This is a genomic window from Acidaminococcus hominis (genome assembly GCF_900291475.1).
Taxonomy (GTDB): domain Bacteria; phylum Bacillota; class Negativicutes; order Acidaminococcales; family Acidaminococcaceae; genus Acidaminococcus; species Acidaminococcus hominis.
Genome location: NZ_OLMM01000003.1, coordinates 62,985 through 87,655, shown reverse-complemented (window position 1 = coordinate 87,655; position 24,671 = coordinate 62,985). Strand labels below are relative to the sequence as shown.

Below are 24,671 nucleotides of genomic sequence, written 5' to 3'. Positions count from 1 at the left end.
CTGGTGCTAGTGCCGGGAATCCTCGCTCAGTCAGCCACTGCGTGGCTGCCAGCTCCCCCCTAAAGTGAGGAGCCTTTAAAGGTTGGTGCGGTCAGCGGACTTTTGGTGATGGTCTAAGGTTTTCTACTTTATTTTCTTTTTTCTAGACAATCCGTTGCTGGTGGACGTATAATAGAAATTGTTTATAGCAGGAAAGTAGAAAAGCAGGGAGTGTTGGTTCATGTCGATTCAGTTGTGCATTGTAGTACTGTATATTGCTCTTTTGTTTGGTGTTTCGTTTTATGTGAAGCGGCGGGCGAGTCTCAATCCGGAGGAGTATTTGTTCGCGGGGCGGGCGTTTGGTCCTGGTTTGGTGGCGGTGAGTATTACTGGGATGGCGGTTGGTGCTGCGTCTACGGTGGGTGTGGCGGAGAGTGCTACGAAGGTGGGGCTTTCTGCTGGTTGGTACAATGGTGCTTGGTCCATTGGGGCGATTGTGATGGGTCTGGTGGCGGCGGGGAAGTATCGGTCGTTAAATTGTACTACGGTGCCGGAGTTATTTGAGCGGTGTTATGACAAGAAGGCGCGGATCATTAGTGTGATTGGGCTTTCTATGATTATGATTTGTATTACGTCTTTGCAGTATGTGGCGGGTGGCTCGATTTTGTCCACGCTGATGCCGGAGATTTTCTCTATGAAGACGGGTATGATTGTTAGCGCAATTGTGTTTATTGGGGTGACGTCCATTGGGGGGCTGTGGTCCTCGGGGCTGTCCAATTTGCTGAGTGTGTCGATTATTTATATCGGAATTCTGGTGTCGGTGGTTCGGATTCTGCTCCGGGACGGTGGTATTGCGGGGATTGAGGCGATGCTGCCGGCGGCGAATTTCCAGTGGTTCAGTTTCTTTGATGGGATTTCGGGGGCTACGCTGCTGGGCTGGATTCTGGTGATGACGACGCAGACGATTAGTGCGCAGGGGCCGGTGCAGATTGCCTGCGGGGCCAAGAGTGCCTCGGCGGCCCGGAAGGGGTTTGTACTGGGGGGTATTTTGATTTTCCCCATTGGTTTTCTTTCGGCGATTTTGGGTATGGCGGCTTTGGCGCAGTTCCCGGATATTAATCCGACGCAGGCGCTGCCTCAGATTATTATGAGTCTGGATCCGTTTACGTCGGGGCTGACGCTGGCGGCGCTCTGGGCGGCAGATGTTTCTACGGCCTGCACGATTCTTCTGGGTGCGGGGACGCTAATTGCGCAGGATATTTACAAGCGGTTCCTGCGGCCGGATATTACGGCTGACCAGTATGTCCGGGCCAATCGCTGGATTATTCTGGTGGTGGGGCTGGGTACGCTGTGGCTGGCGTTTAATGCGGTAGGTATTGTGAAGGTGATGATGATCGGGCTGAGCCTGACCACGGCTTTCACGCTGGTATTCCTCTGCACGATGTTTGCGCCGGGGCTGTGCCGGAAGAGTACGGCTTTTTGGACGACGCTGGTGGGCATTGTGGGGCTGCTGGTTTGGCAGCTGTGCCCGGGGATTCGGTTCCTGCCCCACGTGATTTATTTTGAATGGCTGATCTGCCTGGTAACGCTGCTTTTGGTGCGGCTTGTGGACCGGACACCCATCCGTCCATTGTAATTGGAATTGACTCCGGTCTTTCTGCCTGGCAGAAGGTCCGGAGTTATTTTTTATATTTTTTCTATTGAAAGGAGTTCTTATGCGCAAAAATATTCTCTTGTGTGGTGCGATTTTGGCTTGTTTGTCCCAGCCGGTGGTGTGGGCTGCCGGGGCTGGTACTGGGGGCGAGGCTGCGGGTACTGGCGGCACTCGTGTCAGTACGGTAAAGGCGCAGACAGTGGAAGCTGGGGCGGTGGTCCAGGCGGGTACGGTGCAGCCAGGGGCTGAGGTTTCCAGGGGGGAAGCGGCTGTTAAGACGGCTGGGGCTGGGAACGCTTTGGAGCAGGCTCAGCAGGGAAATCCGGCTCAGACAGCGGAGAAGCAGGAAGCGAAGGCAGGGGAGAAACCGGCCGAAAAGTCTGCGGCTCCGGAAAACAAGCCGGAGGGGCAGGAGAAGATGGCTGCGGAACAAGCGGCTGCCCAAGAGGCAACGGGGAAGGCTGAGCAGGCCAAGCCGGAAAAGCAGGAAGGGCAGGGGGTGAAGTCCGTCCGGCTGGCCAAGGCTCGGCAGGTGGAGGTGCCTGTAGTGGAGGGTGCTCTCCGGAAGCCGGGGATTAAGCTGGTGAAGCCCTACAAGGCGGTGCGGGTGCAGGGGCCGCTTAATCTGGTGTGGGACGTGTTTGGGCCTAAGGACAATTTGACACAGCTGGTGAAGGAGACTCGGAATCCGCATATCAATGTGGTTTCGCCCTGCTGGTGGGCCATTACGTCGGCCCAGGGGGATATTGCGCTCAAGGCAACGGATCTGGACTATGTGGAGCGGGCCCATGACCGGGGCTATGCGGTGTGGGCTCTTATTACCAATGGGTTTGATGCTAAGCTGACCCACGAGCTGCTGGACAATCCGGCGGGGCGGACCCAGGTGGTGCGGCAGTTGTGCAAGCTGGCCCATGATTACCAGCTGGACGGGGTGAATCTGGATTTTGAGAACATTAAAATGGAGGACCGGGACCGGCTGACGGATTTTGTGGGGGAGATTGCCCAGGCGCTGCACAAGCAGGGGCTGACGGTGTCCATTGATGTGACGGTGCCGTCGGAAAACGGCAATTGGTCCAAATGTTACGACCGGAAGGGGCTGGCGGAGCAGGTGGATTATGTGATGCTGATGGCCTACGACCAGCACAGCCGGCTGTCCCCTGTGAGCGGCTCGGTGGCAGGGCTTGACTGGGTGGAGCAGGGGGTAAAGCTGGTGCTCCAGGAGGTGCCGGCCAAGAAGCTGGTGCTGGGGATGCCGCTTTATATGCGGCTGTGGAAGGAAGAAAACGGCAAGGTGACGGCTTCCACGCTGACTATGAAGCAGGCGGAGCAGCTGATTGCGGACAAGGAGCTGGTGCCGGGCTGGAAGAGCCAGGAGGGGCAGCATTATTTCGAATATAAGGACCAAAATGTGTTGTACCGGGTGTGGCAGGAAGATGCCCGGTCCCTGGCGCTCAAGTCGGCGCTGGTGAGCCGCTACGACCTGGCGGGACGGGCGTACTGGCGGAAGGGGTTTGAGGACCCGGAAATCTGGGGGAAAGTGGACCCGGTATTTTGAGTTTACGGTAATGTTTTGAAAAAAGTTTCAGTTACGTTGTTATAACAACGGACTATTTGGCCTAAATTGCGTATACTACAATCATCGAGAACGTAAATGCCCTCGCAAGAGGCTCTGTACAATACATGGAGGTATGAATTATGGAAAACGCAAAAAAAGTTACTGGTGATATGCTGGTTGGTCAAATCGTCAACGAACATCCTGAAACCATTCCTGTTCTGATGGGGATTGGCATGCACTGCCTGGGCTGCCCTTCTTCCCAAATGGAATCCCTGAACGATGCTGCCTATGTACATGGCTTCGATCCTGAAAAGGTTGTGGCTGCTGTCAACGAATGCATCGAAAAAGCCTAAGGGGTAAGGGGGAGTCAGCATGAGCGCATTTTTGGGTCCTATTCATCATTGGCTGTACGGCAAGATCCAGCTGCAGGAAGCGCTGATCCGCAAGATTGCGGAAGAAGCGGAAAAGAAGGGCTGGAACACTGGCGACAAGAAGGCTTCTGAATACGTAAACAACGAAACTCGTCCTTTGGACGAATTGATTGATACCATGAACATTCATGGCTGGCTGCAGGAACGCATTCATGATGCGGAAGGCCGGTATGCGGCTCTGGTAGGGGCGCTGCTCAATAATAACGCTGACCTGCTGCCGGAACTGGAAGCGCTGGCTATGCAGTTTGGCACGGAAAATGCGCTGCCGGCAGAAAGCTCCGCTGGGGACATTTACCGGGCGTTTGAAAACAAGTTTTTGAACGGGATGCCCTGCGACCATGTGAACCAGGTGACGGACCAGAATCCGGAAGCGTATGCCTGGGAGCAGTCCAGCGACCTGCACGGCGGGTATTGGCAGGAAGCCAATGTGAATCCGGCGGTGTATTATGACCTGCGGGACAAGATGATGCAGGGGATGCTTGCCGATACGGCCTACGAATTACAGGGTGCTGACCACGTGCATTACGTGCTGAACCTGAAAAGCCTGTAAGAAAGGACCTGAAATATGAGCTACAGCATTGAAACTATGGTAGCGGAACACGCCAATATCAGCCGTATGCTGGAAGTAATCCGGCAGGCCTGCATCCAGATTCTGGAAGGCAAGCCGGTAGATGTGGCCGATTTCCGCCAGATTGTGGATTTTACCCGGAATTACTCCGATAAGCATCACCATGGCAAGGAAGAAAAGTTCCTGTTTCCAGAAATGACCGCCCATTTGGGCCGGGTTGCGGAAACGCTGGTGACCAATGGGATGCTGGTTGAGCATGACCTGGGCCGGGACCATGTGATGAGCCTGGTCACTGCCCTTGATGAATATGAAAAGAACCCCAAGACGGAATACAAGCTGGACATCATTACCGAGGCAATGGGCTATGCCCGCCTCCTGAAACGCCACGTGGAGAAGGAAAACAATGTGGTGTACACGTTTGCCGAAGCGCATCTGGCACCGGAGATTATGGCCAGTGTGGATGAGCGCAGCAAGGTGTTTGAGGACGAGGAAAGTGCCAAGGGTGTGCAGAACCATTATTTGGCGATGCTTGATGTGTTGGAAAAGAAGTATGTGGGGTAAAAAAGCAACGCTTTATCTGTGATTACTGTCGAGAATAACCCTTTCTCTAGCATAAACCAGGTGAGAGCCCGTTCAAAACGAGGAATCGTTTTGAACGGGCTTTTGCCATAAATGATAAGGTAGGCTTTAGGGGTAGTACGGTTTGCGGACTTCCTGGCGATGTTTGCCGGGTATCCTCGCTCAGTCAGCCACTAGCGTGGCTGCCAGCTCCCCCAGCGGTTCGCCGTGCTCCGTTCCCCTTCACCCTGCGGGTTCGCCGTGCTCCGTTCCCCTTCACCCTGCGGGTTCGGCTCACGGACGGCTATCACAGGGGTCGTATATTCCATTTCTCTACGGCCAAGGCCTTGAGAAATGGATACGACTCCCAGAGGCGAGAGCTATGGACGCCCGTTGGGCTGGCCCTCCGGGCCAATTGGATTAAACTTCCTCAGTCATCCCTATAGGATGACAGCCCCTTAGCGGTTCGCCGTGCTCCAGTCATTTTCGCCTTTCAGGCTCAATTTCTGGACGGCTGTCGCATGGGTCGCGTATTCCAAATATCTATTGGATAACTTATGACGATATTTGGACGCGACCGCAATGCTTGCAGGGGCCAGTCTTAGGCCCCCACTGGTCGTGTGCTGAATGGGGGCTAGTGCAAAAACTTTGGTAGTGGCCCGATGGACAGCTTGGTTTTGAACCCCAACCTGCAATGCCTACAGCATTGCTTCCTTCCCCTTCTCCTGTTCGCGCTAAGCAGCGAACAGGTAAGTGGAAGGCAATTGCGGCCTGCGGCCGCTAAAAACCGGTCTTAAACTTCTATCGTCGCCCTTGGCGACACTTCCTTAGCGGTTCGCCGTACTCCAGTCAGTTTCGCCCACGGGGCTCAATTCCTGGACGGCTATCGCATGGGCCTTATTGACCAAACAGCCTCTTGTGGAATTTGTTGGGCTGTTTGGATGCGGCCGCAACGTTTGACGGAAGCGTACTAGGACACTACTGGTCATGTGCTGAATGGGGGATAGTTGTGAAGCTTGGTTTTGAACTCCATCCGCCGGTGATTCCACCGGCACCTTCCTCTTTACCAGTGCACGCTAAGCAGTGCACTGGTAAGTGGAAGGCAGGCGGCCGGGGGCCGCTAATACCTGGATAAATCGCTGGGCAGTTTGTGCGGTCAGCGAACATTGCAGGCAATGTTTTCCGGGAATCCACTCTCAGTCATCCACTAGCGTGGCTGCCAGCTCTCCCCTAAAGGCGAGAGCTTTGGGCGCCCTCCGGGCAGGCCCTACGGGCCTATTGCATGAAACTTCCTCAGTCATCCTATCGGATGACAGCCCCTCAGTGGTTCGCAGCGCTCCAATCAGCCACGCCCTACGGGCTTGCTTCTTGGGCTGCTATCACATGGCTCACATGAACCAAGAGTCTTTGGAAATTTTGCCGGACTCTTGGATGTGAGCGCAACGCTTTGGATGGGCCATTCTTAGGCCAATACTGGCCGTGTGCTGAAAGTGGTTAGTGCTGAAATATAGGTAGCCCCCGCTCTGCAATGCCTGCGGCATTGCTTTCTTTTTCTGCTCTTTTTGTAAAATCCTGGAAAAATTCTAGGAATGGGGGTTGCCTTAGAGTCAGGTTTAAGTGTTATAGTAAATATGTAGTTTGTATTGGGTCCAACAGGGCTGCTGCATGGGTGGTGGCTGGTGCTGGGGGCTGGGTTTTAAGTTCCTTAGGTGCGGTGTTGGGCTGTTTGTTTTGTAAAGGAGAGATATTTATGCAAGGAAACTTTTTGTATTCGAATCCGGTTCGGCTGCATTTTGGTGAGAATGCGATTGATGCGCTGGCTGGTGAATTGGCGAAGTTTGGGCCTAAGGTGCTGCTGACCTACGGCGGGGGCTCTATTAAGAAGAATGGGGTCTACGAGGATGTGCTGGCTGCTCTGAAAAAGGCTGGCAAGGTGGTTGTGGAGCTGCCGGGGGTTATGCCCAATCCGACGGTGGCGAAGCTGAACGAGGGCTGCAAGCTGGCTAAGGCTGAGGCTGTGGATTTGATTCTGGCTGTGGGCGGTGGTTCTACCTGCGACTATGCCAAGGCGCTGTCGGTATCTGCCTACTGTGAAGAGGATCCTTGGACCAAGTATTATCTGCATATGGAGGATGTGGACAACAAGATTATTCCTGTTGGCTGCGTGCTGACTATGGCTGGGACGGGGTCCGAGATGAATGCGGGTTCTGTTATTACCAATCCGGAGCAGAAGCTGAAGATTGGGCATGTGTTCGATGACCGGGTGATGCCCAAGTTTACGATTTTGAATCCGCGTTATACTATGAGTCTGCCGGTGTACCAGATGAAGGCTGGGATTTTCGACATTATGTCCCATATTATGGAACAGTACTTCTCGGGCACGGATGACAATACGTCCGATTATCTGGCGGAGGGGCTGATGAAGTCTTTGATTCACAGTTCTCGTATTGCGGTGAAGGATCCGCAGGACTATGAGGCACGGAGCAATATTATGTGGACGGCTACCTGGGCGTTGAATACGCTGATTGGCTGCGGCAAGTCCCAGGATTGGGAAGTGCATATGATTGGTCAGGCTGTAGGTGGCGTTACCAATGCGACCCACGGGATGACGCTGTCTGCGGTTTCTCTGCCGTACTACCGGCTGATCAAGGAGGCTGGGTTGGCCAAGTTCGCCCGGTTTGCGGTGAATGTTTGGGGCATCAATCCGGAAGGCAAGAGTCAGGAAGAATTGGCTGATGCGGGCCTGAATGCGCTGGAAGGTTGGATGAAGGAGATTGGTGTGTGCCTGCATTTGTCCGAGCTGGGCTGCACGGAAGGAATGTTTGATGATATCATCAAGGGTACGTTCTTGCTGCAAGGCGGGTACAAGGTGCTGACGGCTGAGGATGTGCGGACGATTTTGACGGAAGCGATGTAAGAAAATAAAGTGGTTTAGTTGGGCCCATGGGGCAATTGGTGCGGTCAGCGAACCTGAAGTGATGTGGTATCGGGGAATCCACTCAGCGGTTCGCTGCTAGCCAGTCACTTTCGCCTTACAGGCTCAGTTCCTGGGCAACTATCGCAGGGGTCGTATATTCCATTTCTCTACGGTCGGGGGCCTTGAGAAATGGATACGACTCCCTCAGTCATCCTGCAGTGACAGCTCTCCCAGCGGTTCGCCGTGTTCCGTTCCCCTTCACCCTGCGGGTTCGGCTCACGGACGGCTATCGCATGGGCCTTATTAACCAAACATCCTTTGGAAAACTGTGGGGATGTTTGAATGCGGCCGCATAGAGGTGAGAGCTATGGGCGCCCTCTGGGCAGGCCCTACGGGCCAATTGGATTGAACTTTCTCCGTCAGCCTAGCGGCTGCCACCTCTTTCACGCTTGAAAGAGGCATTCTTAGGCCACTACTGGTCGTGTGCTAAATTGGGCCTTGAGGTATATCAATAACAAAAAAACGAGTCTATGCGGCTTGGCTGCATAGACTCGTTTTTTTATGGGTTATAGTTTCAATTTGTATTTCCATTTGCCGGTATGGTATTCGTAATAGGACATGACCAGGTTGACGAACCAGCCGACGGGTTCTGCTATCCACACCATTTGGATGCCGTAGATGGGGGCCAGGAGGACGGAGATGAGGACTCTGACGCCCAGGTTGCTCAGGTTGGCGATGGTGAAGATTTTCATATCTCCGGCGCCTCTTAGGACGCCGTCCACGGCCATTTTCAGGCCGATGATGACGATGAACTGGCCGACGAATTTCAGGAATGAGGTACCGGTGGCCAGGGCTACGGGGGAGGCTTTGTCATTCAGGAAGAAGCGGATGATGGGTTCGTTGCAGGTTTCCAGTACCAGGAAGATGATGATGGCGTAGAAGATGACCAGTTTGTTGGCGCTGTGGTAGCCTTCTTTGACGCGCTCCAGTTTATTGGCGCCCATGTTTTGGCCGGTGTAGGGGCTCATGGCGTTGCCGATGGCGTTCATGGGCACGGTGCAGACGTACTGGATCCGCATGGCGGCGGAGAAGCCGGCCAGGGCGGCGGAGCCAAAGCTGTTGACTACGGACTGGACCAGCATCATGCCGATGGAGACGATGGACTGCTGGAGGATGGAGGGGAGGGCGACTTTGGTCATTTTATGGAGTACTTTGCCGCTGTAGTAGGAGGGGGCGGAGCCCACTTTCTTCAGGCGGTTATGGAAGACGGCGAAGGACAGGACGGCGGAAAGGCCTTGGGCAATCAGGGTGGCCCAGGCGGCGCCGGCTACGCCCATACCCAGGTTGCGTACCATATACAGGTCCAGGCCGATGTTCAGCAGGGAGGAGAAAATCAGGAAGACCAGGGGATACCGGGATTTGCCCAGGGCATTGAAGGTGGCTGCGATGATGTTGTACATGAAGAGGAAGGGGAGCCCCAGGAAGTAAATCTGGAGATAGGTGTCGGCCATGGCCAGGGAGTCGGCGGGGGTTTTCAGCCAGGACATAATCTGGTGGCTGGCCACAAAGCCGAACAGGCCCAGGATGGCGCTGAGGAGGAAGAAGGCAATGAAGGCGGTATAGATGGCCTGCTTCATTTTATCGTACTCGTGGGCGCCGAAATAGCGGCTGATGACTACGGAGGCGCCTACGCCACCGCCGATGGCGATGCTGATGAAGACGGTGGTCAGGGCGTAGGAGGCACCTACGGCGGCCAGGGCTTGCTCGCTGACGTAGCGGCCGACGATGGCGGAGTCTACGGTGTTATAGAGTTGTTGGAAGAAGTTGCCCAGGACCATGGGCAGGGAAAAGATGAACAATGCCTTCAGGGGCATGTCCGTTACCAGGTAATCTCGTTTCACGATTGGTCACGTCCTTAGCGGATTTCTAAATTTTATTGTCTACCTAAATATAACGACCTGAAACGTTCTGTGTCAAGCGGTTTATTTCGGCTTCCTGCGATTATTTTCAGAATATTTTTTGTTCAAAAAAGAAGAAAGTTCTCCTGCGTTCCCGAAAGAAACGTGATATAATAGGAATCGTGAAAAAGGGGAGTCAACTCTGTTCCTTTTAAATTTTGAGTAGGAGTGATTACTAATGAAATTTACAGATGAACTGAAGGCTCGTGTCAAAGCCGCACAAAAGACCATTGTGCTGCCTGAAAACAATAGTGACAGAGCTCTGAAGGCTGCTGCTACTGTTACGGCTGAAGGTTTTGCTAAGATCGTGCTGGTAGGGGATCCTGAACAACTTAAAAAGGATGCAGAAAGACTGCACATCAACCTGGATGCCTGCAAAGTCATCAACCCTGCTACCTACGAACGTATGGATGAACTGTGTGCCTACTTCGCAGAACGCAGAAAGAAAAAGGGCATGACTGTAGAAAAAGCTCGTGAAATCATGCTGAGCGATACTACGTTCTTTGCTGCTGGTCTGGTTGCTCTGGGCGAAGCTGATGGCTGCGTTTCCGGTTCTACCAGAACTTCTGCTGATGTAATCAAAGCTGGTTTGCAGGTTGTAGGCGTAAAACCCGGCAACAAGACTGTTTGCGGTGGTTTCATTGTGCTGAGCAACACCAACCTGGGCGACAATGGCCGTCTGGTATTCGGTGACTGCGGCGTTATCATTGAACCGACTGCTGAACAACTGGCTGATATTGCTGTAAGCTGCGCTGAACGTGCTCGCAACACCCTGCAAATTGCTGAACCGAAAGTTGCTATGCTGTGCTACTCCACCAAGGGTTCCGGCACTGGCGACGAAGTTGATAAAGTAAAAGAAGCTGTTGAAATCCTGAAGTCCAGAAATGTTGACTTTGCTTTCGATGGCGAACTGCAAGCTGATGCTGCTTTGGTTCCTGAAGTTGGCGAAAGAAAGGCTCCTGGTTCCACCGTTGCTGGCCATGCCAACGTTCTGGTATTCCCGAACCTGTGCGCTGCCAACATTGGCTACAAACTGGTAGAACGCTTCAGCGGTGCTACCTGCCTTGGCCCTCTGGTACAAGGTCTGGCAAAACCCATTCTGGACCTGAGCCGCGGCTGCTCTGCTGACGACATCGTTGATGTTGTTGCTGTTGCTGCCAGCGATGCTATTGCTGCAGAAGGTAAGTAAGAAGGTATTACAAGTAATGCGAAAATGCTGTGCCCGTTGGGCACAGCATTTTTTTGTGGGTGGGGTCTTGAACCCCATCCCGGCATTGCTGTAGGCAATGCCGACCTTCCCCTTCTCCTGTTCGCGCCAAGCAGCGAACAGGTAAGTGGAAGGCAGGCGGCCGGGGGGCCGCTAAAAAACGGTTTTAAACTTCCTCCGTCAGCCCCCTTTCCACCACCCTACGGGTGATTCCCCTTCCCCGTAAACGTGGAAGGTAATGGCTGACACCTACCACACGCTTGTGGTAGGCTTCAAGGCCACCACTGGTCAAGTAAAATCTAAAACATAGTTGCTGATGTGAAGTTGACCAGTAATTGCTATGAGCGCTTCCTGCAAGCGTGTAGGAAGTGTCGCCGCAGGCGACGATAGAAGTTTTATTATTTCAAACCCCCATTTTTTTTGAGGGGGTGGGGGGAGATCAGCGGGGCGGCTTGGTTGGTAACCCCATCCCGGCATTGCCATTGGCAATGCCACCCTTCCCCTTCTCCTGTTCGCAACGCAGCGAACAGGTAAGTGGAAGGCACTTGCGGCCTGCGGCCGCTAAAATGCTGGTATGAAACCTCATCCGTCGCCTTGCGGCGCCACCTTCTCCACGTTGGTGTGCTCCCCGTCAAGTAGACAGTTCCTAATAATATAAACCTCTACGCCGCCATTTGGTAGCTATTATGTTTTTGCATAGGGGTCAAACGGCCCAAATTCCGCTGCAAACGGCCACTGTTGTAATACTCCATGTAGTTATTAATCATCGTTACCAAAGCTTTACGGCTGTCGAAGTCACGAGTATAGTACCGTTCTCTTTTCAGCATGCCCCAGAAGCCTTCCATCGGGCCATTATCAATGCATTTTCCTATCCGTGACATACTCTGCGTCATACCAGCATCTAGAATCATCTTGCGGAAATCCCTGCAGGTGTATTGGAATCCCCGGTCAGAGTGAAACAGGGGATGCGCGCCAGGGTTTTTCAACAATGCCTTATTGAAGGTATTGAATACCAAATTTTTATCGTTCCGGTTGCTTATCACATAGGAAACAATTCGTCTGTCATACAGGTCAATAATCGCGCTCAGATATACCTTATGCACAACTACCCCCTCATAGTAGTGAAATTCTGAGACGTCAGTACACCATTTCTGGTTAGGGGCATCGGCTTTAAATTCCCTATTCAAGATATTTTCTGCAATGTATGCAGGATCTATTGCACGCTGGGTGCAGCCCTTAGGGGCATATTTAATCGTAGACTTTATATTTATCACTCGACAAAGATGAAGAACGCGACCGTCACCAATTGCTATTGGTTTCGTGTCAGGATAGATCTTCTTATTTGGGGCTCGTAAGTCATCAGCTATTCGTCTGTACCCTTTAGCTGGGTCAGCCTTGTATATCTCTTCTATTCTTTTAGCAATTTCCTTGTCGTCAATTTCGCGTGCTGAAGGCTCTCTATGAAGCCATTTGTAGTAGCCGGCCCGGGACACTTTTCCCAATTTGCACAGGCCAAGAATAGGGTAATTCTTTTCAGCGTGCAGTTCTTTAATGGCTTCATAAATGGCTCCATATCTTATTTGTGTGAATCCCGCCTCCTTTCCACAATATCGAGTTTTTTTAGGAAATCAATCTCCATATCCTTGGCTTTGAGTTTTGCATTAGCCAGTTTGAGTTCAGCTTTCATACACTCATATTCTGTAGGGGCTTCTTCAGGGACTTCTACTGGCTTCCTGTGTCCGCGCCCATCTATGAGTCCTTCGGTATTGTACTTATTATATTTTAAGACGTAATTTCTGACTTGCTGGTAGGAAACCTTAAACTTTTCAGCGGTTTCATGGTAAGCATTCCCGTTTTCAATGCAGTATTTTACGATTTCAACGCGCTCGTCAAAGGTCGTTTGTCTAGCTTTAGTCATGATCTTGGCACCTCCAGTACCCGAACTTTTTAGTTCCTCATGACTATTATACTTCTTTAACCAGTCTCTGATTTGACGAGAACTTTTTAATCCGTATTTTTGTACCAGCTGGGACATAGTCGTTTCGCCCTTAAGATATTCCTCTACGCATTGGATCTTAAGATCAGCAGAATAACTTTTAACCTGTCTTTTGTTAAATACCTCAGGACCATTTCCTATATATTCATCTACCCAATACTGTACTGCTTTCCAGTGAACCCCTAACCTTTTTGCAGAAACCATTGGTGATTCTTCATGAGCAAGAACAGCTTTGACAGCCTTTAATTTATCCTCTGCACTGACTTTCGATATAGACATTTTACATACTCTCCTTTCAACGAATCCAGGAGGTTTAACTATATGCCAGTCTACTTTATTCATAGCATACCANTCATGAGCAAGAACAGCTTTGACAGCCTTTAATTTATCCTCTGCACTGACTTTCGATATAGACATTTTACATACTCTCCTTTCAACGAATCCAGGAGGTTTAACTATATGCCAGTCTACTTTATTCATAGCATACCACGTTTGCAGAAGGCTTACTAGGCCATTACTGGTCGTGTGCTAAATGGGGGTTAGTGGGGAAAGTTTGGTAGTGGCCCCAACCCGGCATTGCTGTAGGCAATGCCGACCTTCCCCTTCTCCTGTTCGCGCTAAGCAGCGAACAGGTGCGGGGAAGGCAGGCGGCCGGAGGCCGCTAAAAACCGGGTGGATGTAGTGTTGGTGCGGTCCGCGGACTTCCTGGTGCTGGTGCGGGGTATCCTCGCTCAGTCAGCCACTGCGTGGCTGACAGCTCCCCCCTAAAGTGAGGAGCCCTTAAGAGTTGGTGCGGTCTGCGAACTTTGCAGGCAATGTTTTCCGGGTATCCACTCTCAGTCATCCACTAGCGTGGATGCCAGCTCTCCCCTCGTATGATATGTATGTGAGTTATTAAAAACAGCTCACATACATATTTTTTGTGCGTATAGCGGTAAGAACCATTCGGAGAATTTTCCTCTTCCGGTTTCCCGTCTATACAATCTGAAGCTCTGTAACAAAAGGNCCCTCGTATGATATGTATGTGAGTTATTAAAAACAGCTCACATACATATTTTTTGTGCGTATAGCGGTAAGAACCATTCGGAGAATTTTCCTCTTCCGGTTTCCCGTCTATACAATCTGAAGCTCTGTAACAAAAGGTTTTCCCATGGTACGATATCAGTAGAGTCTGATGTCCGGAGGCACTGCTATCTCCCCTTGCAGCCAGTTCGTCTGTGTCTGCTCCCTTTAGCATGCGGCCCAGCTCATGAAGCATTACTCCGCTAACACAGAAGTTGCATCTCCTGCCTTAGCACCAGCAAAAAGGCTGACAGGATGAATGCTAATTGCGCGAGGTTGCGGTTACTTCATGATGCCTGGGATAAACCTTTTGCTCAGGCTTCACAAATCTGATCTGGGAAGGAGGATGATATCATGATTAAGATCAACACTTTGTCAACTTTATACGTCGGTATTGATGTAAGTTCAAAATCCAATGTTGTCTATGCCATGGACTTTGAACAGAATAAGCTTCTTTCTGATTCTTTCCCTAATAATCAGCCTGGCGCTGAAAAATTGGCGAATGCTATCTGTAAATGTATGCTTTCTCATCGAAATCTAAATACTATCGTTTTCGCATTAGAATCCACCTCCATGTACAGTATTCATATTGCCAATTTCCTGTCAGCCAGCGAAATTCTCATGCCTTTTCATCCGTATGTTTATTGTCTCAATCCAAAAATCACAGCGAATTACCGAAAAACTTTTATTGGCCTTTCCAAANGGTAAATTGCAAGTTGAATTTGAACAACTATAATCAAGAAACACACTCAATAGCATAAACTTCATCGAGGAATGCATCAAATAGCTCTGACGGCGTATGGTAGCCCAAAACACGACGTGGGCGCTGGTTCAGCGTATCTGCCATGTTCAGGATATCCTCATCAGAGAACCGCTCTACGGACATGCCCTTTGGGATGAAATCCCTCAGCAAGCCATTGTGGCGTTCGTTTTGAGCCCGTTCCCACGAGCTGTACGAATGTGTAAAGTACATCTTGGTGCCGAGACTCTCGAACTGTGACAAGTTCTCAAACTCAGGACCGTTATCGGCCGTCATCGTCTTAAAAATCTGGCTGAAGCGCTCTGCGCCATATAGCTCCTGCAACTGTGCAAGAGCGGATTCAACGCCGGCACAGGTACGTCCAGGAATGCGGATGGCGATGCAGTTGCGCGTAACCTTTTCAACAGCAGTGAAGACTACTGCCTCACGGCCTGCACGCTGACCAACGACCGTGTCCAATTTCCAGTGGCCAATTTCGGTACCTTCATTGACGACGGCAGGACGTTCCTCAATGGAGCGACCCTTCATACGCTTGTTCTTACGTACCCATTTCCGACGGTGTTTATGCTTTAAGGCTCGCGGGACTTCGAAGAGCGACAGCGGAAGCTTATTAGCCCAAAGCATGTTGTAAAGCGTCTTGGTACAGGGAATCTGTTCCGGCGTAAATAGCTTGTTCCGCCTAGCATAGCCAACGCAGGCATCCAGTGACCAACGTTCCTGGCGGACTTGTTCTACCATCCATTGGATGAACGATTCGCAGTCGTCATGATCGATTTTGCAAGTCTTCCTGGAGTTCTTGCGATTCTTTGCGTATGCCTTCTGACCGCGCTTTGCCATATACTGTGGGGCACGACCGTGCTTGCTTTTTCGTTCCGGCGTTCCACGCCGAAGCTCATAGAAAACAGTCGTATGAGCACATCCTACTGCAGCAGCAATGTTGCGAAGGGAAAGCCCTTGACGATGCAGAGCTTGAATCATACCACGTTCTTCCAAAGAAAGATGGCGGCCGGGGATACGTACGTCCTCCATTGTGTTAGAATGGATGTGATCCATCGTGATTGCTCCTTTGTTGATGATTTCTCGCAAAACCATTTTAGCATGAGGCTTCACTATGGATTTTTATTTTTTGATTAACTGTTCAAGTTCATTTTACAACTGACCCAATTTTATACATTATACGCAGTGCTTATATTATATCGTAATCCGGTTATGCCTGTCAAAAGAAACAAGAACTTATGTTATAATAAAAGGGATATTTGTTCAGCAGAGGTGTGAAATGGCAGAAGCAGCAATCTTACAAGTAACTATCAAGAATATTGTGTTCCAATCGGGAGACGGCGGCTTTGCTGTTTTTCGGGGTGAAAACCGGGAAGTGGGGACCATTACCATTGTGTACAAGGGGCAGCCGCCGTTTGCAGGTGAGCAGGTGGAGCTGACGGGACAATGGACGGAGCATCCGCGGTTTGGCCGGCAGTTCCAGGCGGCCAGCTGGAAGGCGCTGACGCCTACGGGGACCCAGGCCATGATCAAGATGCTGGGCAGCGGGGTTCTCACGGGTGTGGGGCCGGTGATGGCCAAGCGGATTGTGGAGCACTTTGGGGACAAGACCATGGAGGTGCTGGACAAGGAACCGGAGCGGCTGCGGGAAGTGCCGGGCATCGGCAAGAAGAAGGCGGAAGGGATTGTGGCGTCCTACGGGGAGCTGCGGGACAGCCGGGAGCTGGTATTTTTCCTGGAAAGTCACGGAATCAGTGCCAATTTTGCGGGAAAAATCCAGGCGCTGTACGGCAATACGGCCATTACCCGGATCAGCAACAATCCGTACTGTCTGGCGGAAGATGCGGAAGGCATCGGGTTTCGGACGGCGGACCGGCTGGCCCAGAACATGGGCTTTGATGAGCTCAGCGAGGAGCGGCTGAAGGCGGGGCTGTACTATACGCTGCTCCAGGGGGCCAACCAGGGGCATACCTGTGTGCCGGACGAGTGGCTGGTGAAGATGGCCAGCCAGGTGCTGCAGGTGCCGGCGCTGGAAGTGAAGCAGGTGTTTGACAAGTTGCTGGAGCAGGGGCTGCTGCGGACGGAGGACGCCGGGGACCATATCTGTGTGTATCCGGAATATCTGTACCGGGCGGAGCGTGGGGTGGCCCACCGGCTGCTGGCGCTGCGGGACAATGTGAACTCATTGTGGAAGGTGGATTACCAGAAGATTATCCAGGAATGGGAAAAGGCGGAGGATATCCAGCTGGCGCCGGAACAGGCGGAAGCGGTGAAGACCAGTGTGGAGCACGGGGTGTTTGTGCTGACCGGTGGTCCTGGTACTGGTAAGACGACGGTTATCAAGGGTATCCTGTCGGTGATGCAGCAGGCGGGGTGCAAGATTCTTTTGGCGGCGCCTACGGGCCGGGCGGCCAAGCGGCTGACGGAATCGGCGGGGCAGCCGGCGCTGACGGTGCACCGGATGCTGGAATATACGCCCAATGGGGAAGATTCTTTCTGGGGCCGGAACGAGGACAATCCGCTGGAGGCCGATGCGGTGATTGTGGACGAGGCGTCCATGATGGATATTGTGCTGATGTACAATCTATTGAAGGCTTTGCCCCTGGGCTGCCGGCTGATTCTGGTGGGGGACGTGGACCAGCTGCCCAGTGTGGGGCCGGGGTCGGTGCTGTCGGATATTATCCGCAGCGGGACCATGCCTATTGTGCGGCTGGAGAATGTGTTCCGGCAGGCGGAGCTGAGTCCCATTGTGCGCAATGCCCACAGAATCAACCAGGGAATGATGCCGGTGTGGGAAGGGGAGAAGGATTTTACTTTTGCGGAATTTCCCACGGAGGAGCAGACCATGGAGTATGTGGTGGATTTGTATGCCAAGCTGTATGCCCACAATCCGCTCCAGGGGGTGCAGGTGCTGAGCCCTATGCACAAGAATCTGTGCGGGGTGGAGAATCTGAACCGGCTGATCCAGCAGCGGGTGAATCCGCCGTCTCCTCAGAAGGCGGAGCTGAAAATGGGGTTCGTGGAGCTGCGGGAGAAGGACAAGGTGATGCAGCTGCGGAACAACTACGAAAAGAATGTATTTAACGGGGATATTGGCCAGGTGGTGCGGATCCTGGGGCGGACGGTGACGGTGTCGTTCCCGGACCGGCCGGAAGGGGATCTGGTGAGCTACGAGGGGGCGGAAGCGGAGGAGCTGCGGCTGTCCTACGCTATGAGTGTGCACAAGTCCCAGGGCAGTGAGTACGCGGTGGTAATCATGCCGCTGGTGAACAGTCACTACATTATGTTACAGCGGAATTTATTCTATACGGCCATTACCCGGGCCCGGCAGCAGGTGCATCTGGCGGGAAGCCGGAAGGCCATGCGGACGGCGGTGGAAAACGACAAGACCCGGAAGCGGTACTCCCTCCTGGCAGAGCGGCTGCAGCAGGGGGACCGGGACAAGGAATAAGGGCTGGAGGTAAGGTATGTGGCAGGAACTGAAACGGCTGCTGCTGGATATTTTTTACCCCCGGAGCTGTCCGGGCTGCGGGACCCAGGTCCAGGAGGAAGGGCTGCTGTGTCCGGCGTGCCGGGCGGGGCTCCTGGAGCCCAGGACGGTGGTGCCGGAAAGTGTGGGGTGCAGGCACCTGGACGGGTTGTTTTTTCTCTTTCATTATGAAGGGGGCATCCGGGAAGGGCTGCACCAGGCCAAGTTTGGGCGCCGCCGGGAAGTGCTGGCGCCGCTGGCCTATGAGTGGGCCCGGGGGATGGAGCAGGAGGCGCTGCTGAACTGGGGGCCGGAACTGGCCCGGGCGGTGGCGGTGGTGCCCATTCCCACGGACGAAGGGCGGCGGAAGGAGCGGGGGTACGACATCCCGGAGGAGATTTTCCGGGGCTGGTGTGGTCAGCGGGGGTTTGTGTGGCTGCCGGTGCTGCGGCGCATGCGGCCTACGCTGCCCCAGTACGCACTGTCGGTGGAGGCCCGGAAGGAGAATATCCGGGGCTCGCTGGGGCTGGTGCCGGGGTGCAGCGTGCCGCCGGTAGTGGTGCTGGCGGACGATATTGTGACCAGCGGGACCACGGTGGAAGAAGCGGCCCGGGTGCTGAAGGCAGCTGGGGCGGAGCGGGTGTATGCGGTGGCGCTGGCCAGTGGGATGGGGAAGTAGAGTGTAGAAGTGTATGAGAAAAACAGCATTCTGTATCGCTTTTGAGTAAAAAGCGATACAGAATGCTGTTTTTGGTTGGTGCGGTCAGCGGACCTGAAGTGATGTGGTTCGGGGTATCCACTCAGCGGTTCGCTGCTAGCCAGTCATTTTCGCCTTGCAGGCTCAATTCCTGGGCAGCTATCGCAGGGGTCGTATATTCCATTTCTCTACGGCCGGGGGCCTTGAGAAATGGATACGACTCCCTCAGTCAGCCTGCGGTGACAGATCTTCTAGTGGTTGGAACTATGGGCGCCCGCTGGGCAGATGGGGGGAAACTTCTATCGTCGCCTTGCGGCGACACCTTCTCAGCGGTTCGCCGTATTCCAGTCATCAGCACCCTACGGGTTTGATTCCTGGACGGCTGTCGCATGGCTCGCGTATACCAAACAGCTTTTGGAATACCTGTAGCGCTGTTTGGACGCGACCGCAACGTTTGCAGAAGGCGGTCTAGGCCGCTGCTGGTCGTGTGCTGAATGGGGATAGTGCGGGAATGTAGGTAGTGGCCCTCCGGGCGACTTGGTTGGGAACCCCAACCTGCAATGCCTGCGGCATTGCTTCCTTCCCCTTCTCCTGTTCGCATAGCGAACAGGTAAGTGGAAGGCACTTGCGGCCTGCGGCCGCTAATACCTGGATGATCCCTCCGGGCGACTGGGATATTGGTGCGGTCAGCGAACTTTGCAGGCGATGGTGCGGGGTATCCTCTCAGCGGTTCGCCGTATTCCGTTCCCCTTCACCCTGCGGGTTCGGCTCACGGACGGCTATCGCATGGGCCTTATTGACCAAACATCCGCTGGAGACTTTGCGGATGTTTGGATGCGGCCGCATAAATTGAGGAGCCTTTAAGGATTGGTGCGGTCAGCAGAGTGTTGGTGTGGGTCGAATTATAAACTTCCTCAGTCATCCTATTGGATGACAGCCCCTGAGTGGTTCGCATTATGCCAATCAGCTTCGCTCTCCGAGCTCGCTTCTTGGAATGCTATCACATGGCTCATATTAACCAATAGTCCTTTAAAAAGCTGATGGACTATTGGATATGAGCGCAACGCTTGCAGGGGCCGGTCTTAGGCCACTGCTGGTCGTGTGCTAAATGGGGCTAGTGCGGAAATTTAGGTAGTTGCCCCAACCCGGCATTGCTGAACTGAAAACTCTTTCCGTCCCGCCCCTTTCTACCATCCTTCGGGTGATGGAAAGAGGCGGGCCACCTTCCTCACGCTTGATGAAGGCAATTAAGGAAATAATTGCCGACCTTCCCCGCTTTGGATTGCTGTTGTGCGGAGAAGGCAGGCGGCCGGGGGCCGCTAAAATGCTTGGTTGGGAACCCCAACCTGCAATGCCTGCGGCATTGCTTCCTTCCCCTTCTCCTGTTCGCATAGCGAACAGGTAAGTGGAAGGCACTTGCGGCCTGCGGCCGCTAATACCTGGATGATCCCTCCGGGCGACTGGGATATTGGTGCGGTCAGCGAACTTTGCAGGCGATGGTGCGGGGTATCCTCTCAGCGGTTCGCCGTATTCCGTTCCCCTTCACCCTGCGGGTTCGGCTCACGGACGGCTATCGCATGGGCCTTATTGACCAAACATCCGCTGGAGACTTTGCGGATGTTTGGATGCGGCCGCATAAATTGAGGAGCCTTTAAGGATTGGTGCGGTCAGCAGAGTGTTGGTGTGGGTCGAATTATAAACTTCCTCAGTCATCCTATTGGATGACAGCCCCTGAGTGGTTCGCATTATGCCAATCAGCTTCGCTCTCCGAGCTCGCTTCTTGGAATGCTATCACATGGCTCATATTAACCAATAGTCCTTTAAAAAGCTGATGGACTATTGGATATGAGCGCAACGCTTGCAGGGGCCGGTCTTAGGCCACTGCTGGTCGTGTGCTAAATGGGGCTAGTGCGGAAATTTAGGTAGTTGCCCCAACCCGGCATTGCTGAACTGAAAACTCTTTCCGTCCCGCCCCTTTCTACCATCCTTCGGGTGATGGAAAGAGGCGGGCCACCTTCCTCACGCTTGATGAAGGCAATTAAGGAAATAATTGCCGACCTTCCCCGCTTTGGATTGCTGTTGTGCGGAGAAGGCAGGCGGCCGGGGGCCGCTAAAATGCTTGGTTGGGAACCCCAACCTGCAATGCCTGCGGCATTGCTTCCTTCCCCTTCTCCTGTTCGCATAGCGAACAGGTAAGTGGAAGGCACTTGCGGCCTGCGGCCGCTAATACCTGGATGATCCCTCCGGGCGACTGGGATATTGGTGCGGTCAGCGAACTTTGCAGGCGATGGTGCGGGGTATCCTCTCAGCGGTTCGCCGTATTCCGTTCCCCTTCACCCTGCGGGTTCGGCTCACGGACGGCTATCGCATGGGCCTTATTGACCAAACATCCGCTGGAGACTTTGCGGATGTTTGGATGCGGCCGCATAAATTGAGGAGCCTTTAAGGATTGGTGCGGTCAGCAGAGTGTTGGTGTGGGTCGAATTATAAACTTCCTCAGTCATCCTATTGGATGACAGCCCCTGAGTGGTTCGCATTATGCCAATCAGCTTCGCTCTCCGAGCTCGCTTCTTGGAATGCTATCACATGGCTCATATTAACCAATAGTCCTTTAAAAAGCTGATGGACTATTGGATATGAGCGCAACGCTTGCAGGGGCCGGTCTTAGGCCACTGCTGGTCGTGTGCTAAATGGGGCTAGTGCGGAAATTTAGGTAGTTGCCCCAACCCGGCATTGCTGAACTGAAAACTCTTTCCGTCCCGCCCCTTTCTACCATCCTTCGGGTGATGGAAAGAGGCGGGCCACCTTCCTCACGCTTGATGAAGGCAATTAAGGAAATAATTGCCGACCTTCCCCGCTTTGGATTGCTGTTGTGCGGAGAAGGCAGGCGGCCGGGGGCCGCTAAAATGCTTGGTTGGGAACCCCAACCTGCAATGCCTGCGGCATTGCTTCCTTCCCCTTCTCCTGTTCGCATAGCGAACAGGTAAGTGGAAGGCACTTGCGGCCTGCGGCCGCTAATACCTGGATAAAAAACGTAAAGCTTGGATAATCCACTTAGGGGCTATTCTTAGACTACTAAGGGTCGTGTGCTTGACGGGGCCTAGTGCGGAGAGTTTTCACCAATGTGTTGGGGCTTAAAGGGTTTCCTGAGGGGTTCTCTAATGCCAGTGTATGAATATGTAAAGATATTACATAAATTTCCATGCTGCTGTATATAAAAAAGTTTGACGGGGAATTTTTTTTCTAAAATTTTAAGAAGGGGAAAGGGGAAACGTTTCTGCAAGGGTACGATGGTTTGTTTTGGGTCGGGAGTTTGCAGGGGGCTGCTTAAAAAGAGGGAGGAAATGGGTTAGATGCGGAGGCAGCGGGTAATGCTCGGGGAAAAATGGGAAATGGGTTTCTGAGGATAGTTATTTTTTCTTCGGGAAAATGGGGTGCTTTTGATTCTCTTTATGGATGAAATTGTACAATATGTCAATTTTATTACAAGTTGTGTGGAAAAAGAAAAGTTGGAGAATTTTGCATGAGTATGCAAAAATAGTATAGTGAAGTGTATGGGTATGCGGTAAAAATTCATAAAACTGTCTGAAAATGTATTTTTATCAGTGGATAGGGGGAATTGGTGTATGGATATGCAGATGGGGAGGAAAGGTGGGAATGGGACGAGGGGTATGGATGTTTGGGTAATAAAAAAGCCCTGGGAACCGGTGGGGACGCAAGGGGTCTTGGCTTATACGTTGGTTTGTGAGGCCTGCTGGGTGTGGGAAAGGGCATGGTTTGGGTAATAAAAAGGCCCTGGGAACCGGCGGGGACGCAAGGGGTCTTGGCTTATACGTTGGTTTGTGAGGCCTGCTGGGTGTGGGAAAGGGCATGGTTTGGGTAATAAAAAAGGCCCTGGGAACCGGCGGGGACGCAAGGGGTTTTGGCTTATGCGTTGGCTTGTGGGGCCTACTGGGTGTGGGAAAGGGCATGGTTTGGGTAATAAAAAGGCCCTGGGAACCGATTGGGGTTCTCAAGGCGTCTATGGTTAGTATTTTTCTGGCAGGGGCGGCTGGCTATTTATTAGGCAGGTCCTGGGGGTTCATCAGGTGTTTTTCGTTTTGGACTACGGCGGAGAAGAAGGCCTGGACTACGTCGGGGTCAAACATGATGCCGGCCAGGTCGCGCAAGTCCTGGGGGGAATGGTTGGCGGAAATTTGCCAGTTTCTGGTGCAGGGGTTGCATTTCCGGTCGTAGTAGTTACACACGGCGATGATCCTGGAGCCGATGGGGATATTTACGCCTTTCAGGCGTTTGGGATAGCCGCTGCCGTCCCAGTTTTCGTGGTGGTGGAGGATGATTTTCATGACATGGCTGAAGGCTGGGATGTTCTCCAGCATGTTGCAGCCTTCCTGGCAGTGGCGCTTGTAGGCGGCCCGCTCCCGCACGTTGAAATAGGGGTATTTATTGAGGATGATGTTGCTGATGGCCAGCTGGCCGATATCATGCAGCAGGGCTGCGGTTTTGATACAGGCTACTTCGGTAAGCGGCAAGCCCATATTTACGGCCGTGCTGACGGCGTAATTGGCAACTTGCTGGCTGTGAAGGAACAAGTCCTTGTTTTTCATTTCCAACAGCTTCAGGAAAAATTGGACCAATTCTTTGGAGTCCTGGCTGGTGGGAAATTCCAAAAATTGTGGAATTGTTAGCATGGCTATCGACCTTTTCTACAGAGTTTCACTATACCGTATGTATAAGTATACTATAAAAAAATCCCCTTGTGGGAAATTTTTACATTGTAAAAATTGGGGTACGCTTTTATAATAGGGAACAACAACTCAGGTCTGTGGTTGAAATTCGATGCCAGTTGCAGGCGAAACGATCCACGTAAGCAGGGGAATTCCCTGTGAGCACGGTGCAGCTTAGAAGTAAGTCCTGCCGCAAAAAGCGAGAGAAGCAGTAGTGGGGAGCCCGAAGGCTTAGGAGCGAGACTTCCAGCAGGCGAGTGTGGGGGCGAAGACCAGGTCAGCTGAGTTGTTTTCTTTTACCCAAAACAGAGAAAAAAGGAAAATGAGGGGTGTGTGCGTCATGAAAAAGTGGGTGAAAACAGCAGGTGTGGTTGGTATGTTGGTACTGCTTCTGGGGATGGCTGCCGGGTGCGGCAGTGATACCAAGTCCAGCAGCAAGCCGGCGGACAAGAAGGAATTGATTGTGGGCACGGAGCCGTCGTTTGCGCCGTTTGAGTTCCCGGACAAGAAGGACGGGAGTCTTACGGGGTTTGATATGGAATTGATCCGAGCTATGGGCAAGAAGGCCGGGTTTGAGACGGTGACGGTGAAGGGGATGGGCTTTGATGCGCTGATTCCTTCTTTGGATTCGGGCAACATTGATGTGGCCATTGCTGGGATGTCCATTACGGACGCGCGCAAGGAGAAGGTGAACTTTACGGATCCGTACTATGAATCCGGGCTCTCCATTCTGGTTCCCAAGGATAATAACACGGTGAAGTCCTTTGATGATTTGAAGGGCAAGACCATTGCGGTGCAGTTGGGCACCACCGGGGCTGAACAGGCTGGGAAGATTGAAGGGGCTACGGTCAAGACCTTCGATACTTCCGATACGGCCTGCCTGGAAATGAAAAATGGCGGGGCGGATGCGGTCATCAGCGACCTGCCGGTATTGCAGTATTTCCTGAAGCAGGGCGGAGCTGAATATGCCAAGATTGCTTCGACTCCCCAAAAGGGCGACTTTTACGGGATTGCTACTGCGAAGAAGAACAAGGAGCTGTGCGACAAGCTGAACAAGGCTCTGGGTGAAATGAAACAAAACGGCGAGTACCAGAAGCTGTACGACAAGTGGTTCGCTGACAAGAAATAAGGGAGAG

Annotated in this window: 15 protein-coding genes and 1 pseudogene; 11 read left to right on the top strand and 5 right to left on the bottom strand. The window is 52.7% G+C overall.

Annotated features, from left to right (window positions below; translation table 11 throughout):
- Nucleotides 1–220: 220 nt before the first annotated feature.
- The 6 genes from C7E10_RS02600 (at nt 221) to C7E10_RS02570 (ending at nt 7,662) form a co-directional block, all read left to right on the top strand.
- Nucleotides 221–1,615 (top strand): sodium:solute symporter family protein, encoded by a 1,395-nt coding sequence (locus tag C7E10_RS02600; protein WP_105325828.1) that lies wholly within the window; start codon nt 221–223, stop codon nt 1,613–1,615.
- A gap of 79 nt (nt 1,616–1,694) precedes the next feature.
- Nucleotides 1,695–3,188 carry a glycosyl hydrolase family 18 protein gene (locus C7E10_RS02595; protein ID WP_231086916.1) on the top strand — a complete coding sequence of 498 codons (1,494 nt, stop codon included), beginning with the start codon at nt 1,695–1,697 and terminating at the stop codon, nt 3,186–3,188.
- A 140-nt stretch (nt 3,189–3,328) separates the two neighbouring features.
- The gene (locus tag C7E10_RS02590; protein ID WP_105325827.1) at nt 3,329–3,541 is read left to right on the top strand and encodes a DUF1858 domain-containing protein; all 213 of its coding nucleotides are present in this window, start codon (nt 3,329–3,331) and stop codon (nt 3,539–3,541) included.
- A gap of 19 nt (nt 3,542–3,560) precedes the next feature.
- Nucleotides 3,561–4,169, top strand: coding sequence for a hypothetical protein (locus C7E10_RS02585; protein ID WP_105325826.1), 609 nt, complete (start codon nt 3,561–3,563; stop codon nt 4,167–4,169).
- 15 nt (nt 4,170–4,184) lie between these two features.
- Complete coding sequence (locus C7E10_RS02580) at nt 4,185–4,748, top strand: hemerythrin domain-containing protein (protein WP_105325825.1); 564 nt, start codon at nt 4,185–4,187, stop codon at nt 4,746–4,748.
- Nucleotides 4,749–6,495: 1,747 nt separating this feature from the next.
- Nucleotides 6,496–7,662 carry an iron-containing alcohol dehydrogenase gene (locus C7E10_RS02570; RefSeq protein WP_105325823.1) on the top strand — a complete coding sequence of 389 codons (1,167 nt, stop codon included), beginning with the start codon at nt 6,496–6,498 and terminating at the stop codon, nt 7,660–7,662.
- Nucleotides 7,663–8,228: 566 nt separating this feature from the next.
- Here C7E10_RS02570 and C7E10_RS02565 read toward each other — a convergent pair.
- Complete coding sequence (locus C7E10_RS02565) at nt 8,229–9,563, bottom strand: MATE family efflux transporter (protein ID WP_199614926.1); 1,335 nt, start codon at nt 9,561–9,563, stop codon at nt 8,229–8,231.
- Nucleotides 9,564–9,798: 235 nt separating this feature from the next.
- Between C7E10_RS02565 and pta the strand changes: the two genes are divergently transcribed.
- Nucleotides 9,799–10,809 carry a phosphate acetyltransferase gene (pta, locus tag C7E10_RS02560; protein ID WP_105325822.1) on the top strand — a complete coding sequence of 337 codons (1,011 nt, stop codon included), beginning with the start codon at nt 9,799–9,801 and terminating at the stop codon, nt 10,807–10,809.
- Nucleotides 10,810–11,489: 680 nt separating this feature from the next.
- On the opposite strand, the gene C7E10_RS02555 is transcribed toward pta, so the two are convergent.
- Nucleotides 11,490–12,380 carry an IS3 family transposase gene (locus tag C7E10_RS02555; RefSeq protein WP_255419934.1) on the bottom strand — a complete coding sequence of 297 codons (891 nt, stop codon included), beginning with the start codon at nt 12,378–12,380 and terminating at the stop codon, nt 11,490–11,492.
- A gap of 23 nt (nt 12,381–12,403) precedes the next feature.
- Nucleotides 12,404–13,027: a helix-turn-helix domain-containing protein gene (locus C7E10_RS02550; protein WP_476723631.1), complete on the bottom strand. Its 624-nt coding sequence runs from the start codon at nt 13,025–13,027 to the stop codon at nt 12,404–12,406.
- Nucleotides 13,028–14,239: 1,212 nt separating this feature from the next.
- Between C7E10_RS02550 and C7E10_RS02545 the strand changes: the two are divergent.
- Nucleotides 14,240–14,587: pseudogene (locus C7E10_RS02545) on the top strand (IS110 family transposase); the annotation flags it as partial.
- Nucleotides 14,588–14,621: 34 nt separating this feature from the next.
- On the opposite strand, the gene C7E10_RS02540 reads toward C7E10_RS02545, so the two are convergent.
- Complete coding sequence (locus C7E10_RS02540) at nt 14,622–15,698, bottom strand: IS30 family transposase (RefSeq protein ID WP_105325820.1); 1,077 nt, start codon at nt 15,696–15,698, stop codon at nt 14,622–14,624.
- A 223-nt stretch (nt 15,699–15,921) separates the two neighbouring features.
- Between C7E10_RS02540 and recD2 the strand changes: the two genes are divergently transcribed.
- Both recD2 and C7E10_RS02530 read left to right on the top strand, forming a co-directional pair.
- Nucleotides 15,922–18,093, top strand: coding sequence for an SF1B family DNA helicase RecD2 (recD2, locus tag C7E10_RS02535; protein ID WP_105325819.1), 2,172 nt, complete (start codon nt 15,922–15,924; stop codon nt 18,091–18,093).
- A 16-nt stretch (nt 18,094–18,109) separates the two neighbouring features.
- Nucleotides 18,110–18,790, top strand: coding sequence for a ComF family protein (locus C7E10_RS02530; RefSeq protein WP_105325818.1), 681 nt, complete (start codon nt 18,110–18,112; stop codon nt 18,788–18,790).
- Nucleotides 18,791–22,863: 4,073 nt separating this feature from the next.
- Here the strand turns inward: C7E10_RS02530 and C7E10_RS02525 are convergent.
- Nucleotides 22,864–23,499 (bottom strand): HD-GYP domain-containing protein, encoded by a 636-nt coding sequence (locus tag C7E10_RS02525; RefSeq protein WP_105325817.1) that lies wholly within the window; start codon nt 23,497–23,499, stop codon nt 22,864–22,866.
- Nucleotides 23,500–23,875: 376 nt separating this feature from the next.
- Between C7E10_RS02525 and C7E10_RS02520 the strand changes: the two genes are divergently transcribed.
- Nucleotides 23,876–24,664 (top strand): basic amino acid ABC transporter substrate-binding protein, encoded by a 789-nt coding sequence (locus C7E10_RS02520; protein ID WP_105325816.1) that lies wholly within the window; start codon nt 23,876–23,878, stop codon nt 24,662–24,664.
- Nucleotides 24,665–24,671 lie beyond the last annotated feature (7 nt).